Source organism: Massilia sp. CT11-108, assembly GCF_047302915.1.
Taxonomy (GTDB): Bacteria; Pseudomonadota; Gammaproteobacteria; order Burkholderiales; family Burkholderiaceae_D; genus Telluria; species Telluria orientalis.
Genome location: NZ_JBKYMO010000198.1, coordinates 1 through 10161, shown reverse-complemented (window position 1 = coordinate 10161; position 10161 = coordinate 1). Strand labels below are relative to the sequence as shown.

Annotated in this window: 9 protein-coding genes; 3 read left to right on the top strand and 6 right to left on the bottom strand. The window is 66.5% G+C overall.

Going from position 1 to position 10161, the window contains the following annotated elements:
• The 3 genes from ACEN88_RS16650 to glp all read left to right on the top strand — a co-directional run.
• Positions 1-677: chromate transporter (locus tag ACEN88_RS16650; protein ID WP_413341298.1), on the top strand; the 677-nt coding region annotated here is incomplete at its 5' end.
• Positions 670-1788 carry a GTP 3',8-cyclase MoaA gene (gene moaA, locus ACEN88_RS16645; RefSeq protein WP_413341296.1) on the top strand — a complete coding sequence of 373 codons (1119 nt, stop codon included), beginning with the start codon at positions 670-672 and terminating at the stop codon, positions 1786-1788. The genes ACEN88_RS16650 and moaA, both read left to right, overlap by 8 nt.
• Before the next feature lie 6 nt (positions 1789-1794).
• Positions 1795-3663 (top strand): gephyrin-like molybdotransferase Glp, encoded by a 1869-nt coding sequence (gene glp / locus ACEN88_RS16640; RefSeq protein WP_413341294.1) that lies wholly within the window; start codon positions 1795-1797, stop codon positions 3661-3663.
• Positions 3664-3693: 30 nt separating this feature from the next.
• Here the strand turns inward: glp and ACEN88_RS16635 are convergent, their stop codons facing one another.
• From ACEN88_RS16635 to ACEN88_RS16610, 6 genes are all read right to left on the bottom strand, one after another.
• Positions 3694-4686: a LysR family transcriptional regulator gene (locus ACEN88_RS16635; RefSeq protein WP_413341292.1), complete on the bottom strand. Its 993-nt coding sequence runs from the start codon at positions 4684-4686 to the stop codon at positions 3694-3696.
• The gene (locus tag ACEN88_RS16630; RefSeq protein ID WP_413341290.1) at positions 4628-5785 is read right to left on the bottom strand and encodes an HPP family protein; all 1158 of its coding nucleotides are present in this window, start codon (positions 5783-5785) and stop codon (positions 4628-4630) included. Before ACEN88_RS16630 ends, ACEN88_RS16635 begins: the two co-directional genes overlap by 59 nt.
• 39 nt (positions 5786-5824) lie before the next feature.
• A complete protein-coding gene (gene cfa / locus ACEN88_RS16625; RefSeq protein ID WP_413341289.1) occupies positions 5825-6988 on the bottom strand; it encodes a cyclopropane fatty acyl phospholipid synthase in 1164 nt (387 codons plus the stop codon).
• Between the two features lie 218 nt (positions 6989-7206).
• Positions 7207-8532, bottom strand: coding sequence for a DNA recombination protein RmuC (locus tag ACEN88_RS16620; RefSeq protein WP_413341287.1), 1326 nt, complete (start codon positions 8530-8532; stop codon positions 7207-7209).
• 1 nt (position 8533) lies between these two features.
• Entirely contained in the window at positions 8534-8962 is a 429-nt protein-coding gene (locus ACEN88_RS16615) for a group II truncated hemoglobin (RefSeq protein WP_413341285.1), read from the bottom strand.
• A 37-nt stretch (positions 8963-8999) separates the two neighbouring features.
• Positions 9000-10161: ABC transporter permease (locus tag ACEN88_RS16610; RefSeq protein ID WP_413341283.1), on the bottom strand; the 1162-nt coding region annotated here is incomplete at its 5' end.

The window sequence follows — 10161 nt, the reverse complement described above, 5'->3', positions numbered from 1 at the left end:
TCACCTGGCGGCGCCTGGCGACCGTCGGCGTGGCCGGCTGCGCGCTCGGACTGGCTGGCTGGGCGGGACTGGCCCTCGTCTACGGACCGGACGGCGAACTGCCGCGCATGGGCGCGTTCTTCGGCAAGATGGCGCTGCTGACGTTCGGCGGCGCGTATGCCGTGCTGCCCTACGTCGTGCAGCACGCCGTCGAACAGTATCACTGGCTCGACGCCGGCCAGATGATCGACGGCCTCGCGCTGGGCGAGACGACGCCCGGGCCCCTGATCATGATCGTCGCGTTCGTCGGCTTCGTCGGCGGCTGGACCCATGCGCTGTTCGGATCGGACGCCCGCTTCCTGGCCGGCATGGTCGCGGCTTGTGTGGTGACGTTCTTCACGTTTTTACCGTCATTCGTGTTCATCCTCGCCGGCGGACCGCTGGTCGAGTCCACGCGCGGCGACGTGCGGCTGACAGCGCCGCTGACGGCGATCTCGGCGGCCGTCGTCGGCGTCATCGCGAGCCTGGCCGTGTTCTTCGGCGCCCACGTCTTCCTCGACCACGGCGCGCCGCGCTGGGACGCGATCGCCATCGGCACGGCCGCCGCGGTGGCGTTATTGCGCTACAGAACCGGGACGATCAAGACCATCCTCGCCTGCGCCCTGGCCGGCCTTCTGCTATCGTATTGGCATGGCTGAAAAAATCATCATGGTGGCCGACGCGCGCGCGCCCGCGCTGGCCGTCCCCGACACGCTGGAGACACCGACCGGCCTGCTCGCCGACGCCCTCGGGCGGCCCCTGCACGACCTGCGCATCTCCGTCACGGACCGTTGCAACTTCCGCTGCGTGTACTGCATGCCGAAGGAAGTCTTCGACAAGGATTACGCCTACCTGCCCCACGCGGCGCTGCTCAATTTCGAAGAGATCGCGCGCGTGGCGCGGCTGTTCGTGGCCCATGGCGTCGAAAAGATCCGCCTGACGGGCGGCGAGCCGCTGCTGCGCAAGAACCTGGAGCGCCTGGTCGAACAGCTGCGCGCCATCGAGACGCCGTCCGGCCGCCCGCTCGACCTCACGCTCACGACCAACGGCTCGCTGCTGGCGCGCAAGGCGCAGACCTTGAAGGACGCGGGCCTGGACCGCGTGACCGTCTCGCTCGACGCCATCGACGACGCGGTGTTCAAGCGCATGAACGACGTCGACTTCGCCGTGGCCGATGTCCTGGCCGGCATCGACGCCGCCCACGCCGCCGGCCTTGGCCCCATCAAGGTCAACATGGTCGTCAAGGGCGGCATGAACGACGGCCAGATCCTGCCGATGGCGCGCCACTTCAAGGGCACGCCGGCGATCCTGCGCTTCATCGAATACATGGACGTGGGCGCGTCGAACGGCTGGAACATGACGGAAGTCGTGCCGTCGAGCGAAGTCGTGCGCCGCATCTCGGCCGAGATGCCGCTCGAACCGATCGGCGCCAACTACGCGGGCGAGACGGCGCAGCGCTGGCGCTATGTCGACGGCGGGGGCGAAGTCGGCATGATCTCCAGCGTCACGCAGGCGTTCTGCCACGACTGTTCGCGCATCCGCCTGTCCACCGAGGGCAAGCTGTACACGTGTTTGTTCGCGACGCGCGGCCACGACCTGCGCGAGCTGCTGCGCGGCGGGCGCACGGACCAGGAGATGCAGACGGCCATCGCCCGGCTCTGGCGCGCGCGCGCCGACCGCTATTCCGAAACGCGCACCGTCAACACGGCGGGCCTTTCCCCGCGGGCGGCCAGCGCACAGAAAATCGAAATGTCCTACATCGGCGGATAAAAAAACATGAACAAGGAATCCATCAGCGGCCTGATCCTGGCCGGCGGCCGCGGCACGCGCATGGGCCACGTCGACAAGGGCCTGCAGCCCTTCGGCGGCACGACCATGGCCGCGCACGTGCTGGCGCGCCTCGAACCGCAGGTGGCCACGGTCGCCATCAACGCCAACCGCAACCTCGATACGTATGCCGCGTACGGCGTAGCGGTCTGGCCGGACGATACGCCGGACTACGCGGGTCCGCTCGCCGGCCTGCAGGCAGGCTTGCGCCGCTGCGCGACGACTTACCTGCTCACGGCGCCGTGCGATTCGCCGTTCCTGCCGGCCGACCTCGCGGAGCGCCTGCACGAGGGCCTGCGCGCGGCCGGTGCCGATCTCGCCGTCGCCGTCACCGAAGAAAACGGCCGGCGCCAGGTGCATCCCGTGTTCTGCCTGCTGAAGGCCGGCCTGGAGCCCGTGCTGTCGGCCTACCTCGATCGCGGCGGGCGGCGCATGGACGGCTGGTACCCGCAGATCAAGGTCACCGAGGTGCTGTTCGACGACGCCGACGCCTTCCGCAACATCAACACGCTCGACGAATTGCGCGAACTCGAACCCTTGAAAGTGCCGCGCCTGGCCGACGTGGTGAGCTGCCTGTCCGCATACGACCCGGACGCCCTGCCCGTGCGCGACGCCCAGCGCATCATCCGCGAATTCGTCACGCCCGTGCGCGCGACGGAGATGGTGGCGCTGCGCGCCGCGCTGGGCCGCGTGCTCGCGGCCGACATCATTTCTCCGATCAACGTGCCGGCCCACGACAACTCGGCGATGGACGGCTACGCGCTGCGCGGATCGGACCTCTCGGCCGACGCGCCCGCGCGCCTGCGGGTGATCGGCACCGCGTACGCCGGCCGCGCATTCGACGGCAGCCCGCAAGCGGGCGAATGCGTGCGCATCATGACGGGTGGCGTCATGCCGGCCGGCTGCGACAGCGTCGTGCCGCAGGAATTCGTCAGCGTCGAGGGCGACACGATGGTCATCGCACCCGGCACCATCCGCACGGGCGACAACCGCCGCCTGGCCGGCGAAGACCTGAAGGCCGGCAGCGCCGCGCTGCGCGCCGGCAAGATCGTGCGTCCGGCCGACCTCGGGCTGCTCGCGTCGCTGGGCGTGGCGGAAGTCCCCGTGCGGCGCCGCCTGCGCGTGGCATTCTTCTCGACCGGCGACGAGCTGCGCTCGATCGGCCAGCCGCTGGACGAAGGCTGCGTCTACGACAGCAACCGCTACACGATCTACGGCATGCTGCAGCGCCTGGGCTGCGACCTGATCGACATGGGCGTCGTGCGCGACGATCCGCAGGCGCTCGAACAGGCGTTGCGCGACGCGTGCGAGAACGCGGACGCCATCATCACCTCCGGCGGCGTCTCCGTCGGCGCGGCCGACTACACGAAGCAGATCATGGCGCGCCTGGGCGACGTGACGTTCTGGAAGATCGGCATGCGCCCGGGCCGCCCGCTGGCCTTCGGCCGCATCGCCTCGAACGGCCGCAGCGCCTTCCTGTTCGGGCTGCCGGGCAATCCGGTGGCGGTGATGGTGTCGTTCTACTTCTTCGCGCGCGAGGCGCTGCTGCGCATGATGGGGGCCGAGGCGCCACTGGAACTGGTGCGCGCCCGCTCGGCCGCGATGATCCGCAAGAAACCGGGCCGCACGGAATACCAGCGCGGCATCCTGGCCCGCGGCGCGGATGGCCAGCCGGCCGTCGCGATCACGGGGGCGCAGGGGTCGGGGATCCTGCGGTCGATGTCGGAGGCGAATTGCATGGTGGTGCTGCACGATGAGCAAGGCACGGTGCAGGCTGGCGACATGGTCGACGTGTTGTTGTTCGAGGGCCTGATTTGACTGTCACGTGCCCACGGCGCTCATCCGAAGTCATTTAAGCGCGTCCGCCTTGACGCATGATTTCGCTTGCGACAGTTGCGGGCGCGCCGCGATCGCATGCCCTTGGCCGGAGCGCTCCGGTACCGCTGCGGCGATGCGCAGCCCGGCGACGGCACGTTCCATTGTCCTGTTGTCGCGCTGCGCAGCGTACACGGCATAGGCGGAGTGGGAGAATTCCGGTGCATCGCTGACGCGGTGCACCAGTCCAGCTTCCAGCAAGGGCTTTGCCGCGCCGATGCGGAAATAACCGGCGCCGCCGACCGTCAACAGGTAGGTCAGGGCCAGGGGCCCCAGCGACATGTAGATGGGCGGGCTATTCAATTCGGGAAAGGCAGCCTGGTGGTTCGCCGCGAAGTTGGGTCCCCAATCGACATAGATGTACTGGTCGGGATACATCCCCTGCCCTGGATCCGAGGTAATCATGATCAGCTTTTCCTCAACCAGCAGTTCCGTGACCAGTCCAGGACGCTGCGGTGGATTGTAGAGCAGGGCGATATCCAGTGCGCCGTCTTTCACCTGGTCGAGCAGATGCGTGGGCTGGCCCACTTCGGCGCGCAGCGCGATCTTGGGGCAGTGCCGGCGCATCCAGATCAGCCAGTCGGCAAGCAGCGGGTTCCAAAGGCTCAGTTCGCCGCCAACGCTGATGCCGTCTTCTCGTCCTGGTGGCAGGGCAGCCTGCTGGCGGGCTCGCTCCCAGATTTGCACCATGTTCGTGGCATGTCGTATGAAATGCTCGCCGGCCAGCGTCAGCCGGGTACCGGCCTTGCTGCGTGCGAACAGGCGTCGTCCCAGTTGCTGCTCCAGCGTACGGATGCGCGCGCTGATCGCGGTCTGTGACACGTGCATGCGTTCGGCTGCAGCGATGAAACTTCCACTTTCCGCGGCTGCGAGAAACGTGCGGGCAAGATTGATGTCCATGTTGAGATTACGCTGGATGTTCGACCGGCATCGCAATCGGCGCGGCAGGGCGAGGCGGATCGACATCGCTTATTGGTTGCTGGTGCAGGCCTCTGACCAGGTTGGCCTGCGTGATCATGCCGGCGAACTTGCCGGCGGCATCGATGACGGGAAGGTGATGGTGCCCGAAACTGGCGAACATCGGAACGAGGTCGGCAACCAGCTGGGACGCGCGCACCGTCTTGACGGGGACGCTCATGATGTCGCCGACCTGCCGGGCGTCGGTGTTGTCCATGAAAGGCGGAAGCGCGCCGTGGCGTATGAAGTCCATTTGCGTGACGATGCCCACCACCGAGCGCTCGTCGTCGAGCACCGGCAGCGCCTTGATCTTGTGGTGCACGAGTATCGCCCATGCACTGCTGACGCTGACGGTCGGCGCCACGGCCAGGACGCCGGTCGTCATGACACGCGCGCAGTCGAGTTTGTCCATCCGGCGGCGATAAGCCCGCACTTCGACGTCGCCGAGGACCGCCTCGAGGTCGCCGACATCGATGTCCAGCATTTCGTTGCGCGCCATGAGCACCGCTTCGAGGTCGGCGCGTGTAAACGGCGCCTTCTCGTCGTTCGTTGGCGCGCGCCTGGCCCGTGCCCGGTGCGGATAACGATGCCCCGTCATGCGGTGGTAGACGATCGCACTTGCAAGCAGGACCAGGGAGTTCAGGCCGATCGGCAGCACCGCGAACCGGTAGCCGAGGGCGTGGATCGCCGGGCCGCCCAACACGGCCGTCAGCGCAACCGCGCCGGATGGAGGGTGAAAGCAGCGCAGGGGAAACATCAGGGCGATCGAGAGTCCCACGGCCAGCGCGGACGCCGCCAGAGGCATGTCGATCCAGCGCGCGCATGTCACGCCCAACAGCGCCGCGATCAGGTTCCCGCCGACCAGCGACCAGGGCTGGGCCAGTGGACTGGCAGGCATGCCGAAGAGCAGGACTGCGGAGGCGCCCATTGGCGCCACGAGCAGCGGCAAATCGGACGATGAATGCCCCAACGCGAGGCTCGTCACGGCGCCGGTGATCAGGATGCCGATCAGGGCGCCGAAACAGCTGCGCAGGCGTTCGCGCGCACCGATCTGGTTGGAGGAAGGCAGGAAGCTGTAAAAAAAATGAGTCAATCTTGGCAAAATCATGATCTATGGCGGGCGGGTTGGGAAGTGCGGCGCGAGGCGTCAGCTGACACGCGAATAGCCGCCGGGCACGCCTTCCTTCGACAACACCCATTGCCAGAGCTGCAGGTCGCGCGCGCGGAATGCGCCGGCGCACGATAGCAGGTAATACCGCCACATCCGATAGAACCGCTGGCCCAGCCGGTCGGCGAAACGCGGCCATGCCGTTTCGAAGTTCTCATGCCAGGCCATCAGCGTCCTGTCGTAGTCCGCCCCGAAGTTATGCACGTCCTCGGCGATGAAGAGGCCTTCGATGGCATCGCTGATGTGTCCCAGCGACGGCAGTTCGCCGTTCGGGAAGATATACTTGTCGATCCACGGATCCGAGATGCCGTGACGGTGGTTGCGGCCTATCGTGTGAAGCAGGAACAGGCCCCCGTCGTACAGGCACCGGTGTGCCACCTGCATGTAAGTACGGTAGTTCTTGTGCCCCACGTGCTCGAACATCCCGATACTGACGATGCGGTCGAAGCGCTCGTTCACCGTGCGGTAATCCTGCAGTCTGAAGTCGAGTTTGGCGTCGGGGTAGCGCTCCCGTGCATAGTTCGCCTGTTCCGCCGAAATCGTCACGCCGACGCATTCCACCTTGTAGCGTTCGGTCGCGTAGCGCATGAAGCTGCCCCAGCCGCAGCCAATATCGAGGACCCGCATGCCCGGTTCCAGTTGCAGCTTCTTGCAGACGAGTTCCAGTTTCGCTTCCTGGGCGTCGGCCAGATTGGCCGCGTCCTTCCAGTAGCCGCAGGTGTACGTCATGCGCGGGTCCAGCATGGCAGCGTAGAAGTCGTTTCCCAGATCGTAATGAACTTCGCCTACCTGCCAGGCGCGACGCAAGGTCTGCCGATTGAGCAGGCCGGCGACAACACGATTGAGCGTCAGGCCGATCGGATTAACGTCGTCCTCCACGCGCGCTGCAAGCAGGCGGCAAAAAAATTCGTCGAGCTGTTCGGCATCCCAGTCGCCGTCCATGTATGCTTCGCCCAATCCCAGGTTGCCCCGCAAAAAAGCGCGCTTGAGGACGCCGGAACGATGAATCCGCATGTCCCATGGCGCGCTGCCGTCGAGGCGCACATTGGCCTTCGCAAGAAGAGACTTCGCACGGGGGTAAAAGAAGGACTGACGGTTTGCCGCGATGGAAGAGGAAAGACAGGCGTCTGCAGCTCTATTCATTTTCGCAAGTAACTAGTTCAAGAAGCTAACAGTATGGCGTCCGTTCGAGCATGTGAATAACGAATAATAATTTGATTAAAAGCAAAAATTTTGCACTCAGGTTGACTGAGAAGCTGTCGACGTTGCTTTGTCAGTGGACTCGATGAGGTCCCGGTCCCACCAGGCGACCAGGAAACTTCCGGTACGGGTGGGCACGGGGTTGCAACAATGTCCGCGGTTCAATCGTCGGCGTCGACGCTCGACGTGCCCAACATCAGTTGCGCCGCCTCGCTCGGCAACGCCTCCACCGACTTGAGCTTGCGCGCCATCTGCCGGCTGCGCACCTCGGCGCTTTCGATGTTCTTCGCGGCGCGTTCCAGCGTGAGCTTGGTCTGCGCCAGCACGTCGCCGAACTTGCCGAATTCCGTCTTCACGGCGCCCAGCACCTGCCACACTTCCGACGAGCGTTTTTCCAGCGCCAGCGTGCGGAAGCCCATTTGAAGGCTGTTGAGCAGCGCCGCCAGCGTCGACGGCCCCGCGATCGTCACGCGCAAGGTGCGCTGCAGGTCGTCGGCCAGGCCCGGGCGGCGCATCACTTCCGCGTACAGGCCCTCGGTCGGCAGGAACAGGATGGCGAAATCCGTCGTCGCCGGCGGGGCCACGTATTTTTCGCAGATGGTCTTCGCTTCGCCGCGCACGGCGCGTTCCAGTTCCGCGCCCGAGCGCGCGACACCGTCGGCATCGCCCTGCTCGGCCGCTTCCAGCAGGCGTTCGTACTGCTCCTTGGGGAACTTGGCGTCGATGGGCAGCCACAGCGGAGGACCGCCGTCGATTGAGCCCGGCAGCTTGATCGCGAATTCCACGCGCGCGTTCGACCCGCGCACGGTCTCGACGTTTTTCGCGTACTGGTCGACCGTGAGGATCTGCTCGAGCAGCATCTCCAGCTGCACCTCGCCCCACGTGCCGCGCGTCTTCACGTTGACGAGCACGCGTTTCAGGTCGCCCACGCCGACGGCCAGCTGCTGCATCTCGCCCAGGCCCTGGTGCACCTTTTCCAGCCGGTCGGACACTTGCCGGAACGATTCCGTGAGGCGCGTCTCCAGCGTCGCGTGCAGCTTTTCGTCGACGGTCTGGCGCATCTCTTCCAGGCGCCTGGCGTTATCGTTCTGCAGGTCGCGGATCTTGGCCTCGAGCGTCGCGCGGATCTCCAGCATGCGCTGCGCGTTCGATTCCGTCAGGTTCGCGAGCGCGCCGTTCAGCGTGTCGGAAAAACGCTTGAGCGCGCGCGCCTGTTCCTCGCGCCCGCCCTGCGAATTCAACTGGATCTGCTGGCGCATGCCGTCCAGCTGCTGCACGGTGGCGGCCTGGTTCTGCGCGAGATGCGCGGCCAGTTCCTGGCGCGTGGACTGGGCGCTGGTCTGCAATTCCTGGCGCAGCTCGCGCTCCAGGCGTTCGAAGGCGTGGCGCTCGTCGCCGCCGCGGCGCGCGCGGCTCAAGAGAACGACCTGCAGGCCGAGCACGACCAGCAGCGCCACGGCGAGCACGATGAATTCAAGCGTTGGCATATTAATGCGGACGGTTCCGCATCCAGTCGGCGGTCTGGTAAAACGACTGCATCAGCGCGAGGCGCAATTCGTAGTCGTAGCCGAGATCTTCCAGCGCCATCGCCATGCAGCGCAGCCACTGGTCGCGCTCGGACGTGCCGATGGCGAACGGCAGGTGGCGCGCGCGCAGCATCGGGTGGCCGTAGCGTTCGATGAAGAGGTTCGGCCCGCCCATCCAGCCGGACAGGAACATGAACAGCTTCTCGCGCGAGCCGTCGTTGGGGACGGGGTGCATCGCGTGGATGCCGGCGAAATCCGGCTCCAGTTGCATCAGGTCGTAGAAACGGTCGACCAGTTCGCGCAGGCGGGTTTCGCCGCCGATGATCTCGTACAGGCTGCGCGTCTCTTCCTGCGCGTCCTGGGACTCTTGGGGTGCGTTGGTATCGGACATCCGTCCATGATAGCGCAACGCACGCACCACTGGAACGTCAAGCTTCCCTGAGTGTCTGCAACGGTGGCTGCCGCAACACATTGCGCAGGCCGAGCCAGCCGCCGACGAGCGCGCACACGGCGCCCACGACCAGTCCCGCGCCCCACACGGTCGGATCGAACGTCCACGGGAACTTGAACTGGTACCTGGCCAACGCCCAGCCCAGCGCCGCCGCGCCCGATGCCGCCAGCAACCCGGACAGGCCGCCGACCAGCATGAACTCGATACGCTGCGCCTGCGCCAGCTGGCCGCGCGTGGCGCCCAGCGCGCGCAGCAGGCCCGCTTCGCGGGTGCGCTCGGCCTGCGATCCCATCAGCGCCGCGTACAGCACCAGCACGCCCGAGGCCAGCGTGAACATGAACAGGAATTCCACCGCCACGACGACCTGGTCCAGCACTTCCTGCACCTGCCGGATGATCCCGCTGACGTCGATGACGGTGAGATTCGGCCACGCGCGCGTCAGCGTGTTGGCCAGGCCGATGCCGCGCGCGGCCAGGTGGAATGCCGTCATGTACGTCGTCGGCGCATCCTTCATCGCGGCCGGGTTGATGATGACGAAGAAGTTCGCCCGCATCGATCCCCATTCCAGCTTGCGCAGGCTCGTGATCTGCGCGTCGACGATCTGGCCGCCCATGTCGAAGCGCATCGTGTCGCCCAGCTTCAGGCGCAGCGTGTTCGCGAGGCCCTGCTCGACCGAGGCTTCGGCCACGCCCGGCGCATCGCGGTACCAGCGGCCCGCCACGATCTCGTTCGTCGCCGGCAGGTCCGCCGTCGAGGACAGGTTGAATTCACGCTCCGCGAGGCCTTTCGCCCGCTCGTCCGTGTACGTGGTCGCGGTCACCGCGTTGCCGTTCACGGCGACGAGCCGGCCGCGGATCATCGGATACAAGGTCGGGTCGGGCACGCCGGCCGCGCGGAGCGTGCGGGCGACGCCGTCGCGCTGGTCGGGCTGGATGTTGATGATGAAGCGGTTCGGCGCATCGGGCGGCGTCGCCATGCGCCACGCGGACATCAGGTCGCCGCGCACGACGGTCAGCACGAGCAGCGCCATCAGGCCCAGCGACAGCGACACGATCTGCACGACCGTCGCGCCGGGCCGCCGTTGCAGCGACGTGATGGCGAAGCGCCACGCCTGGTGGCGGAACGCGCCCCCCACGCGG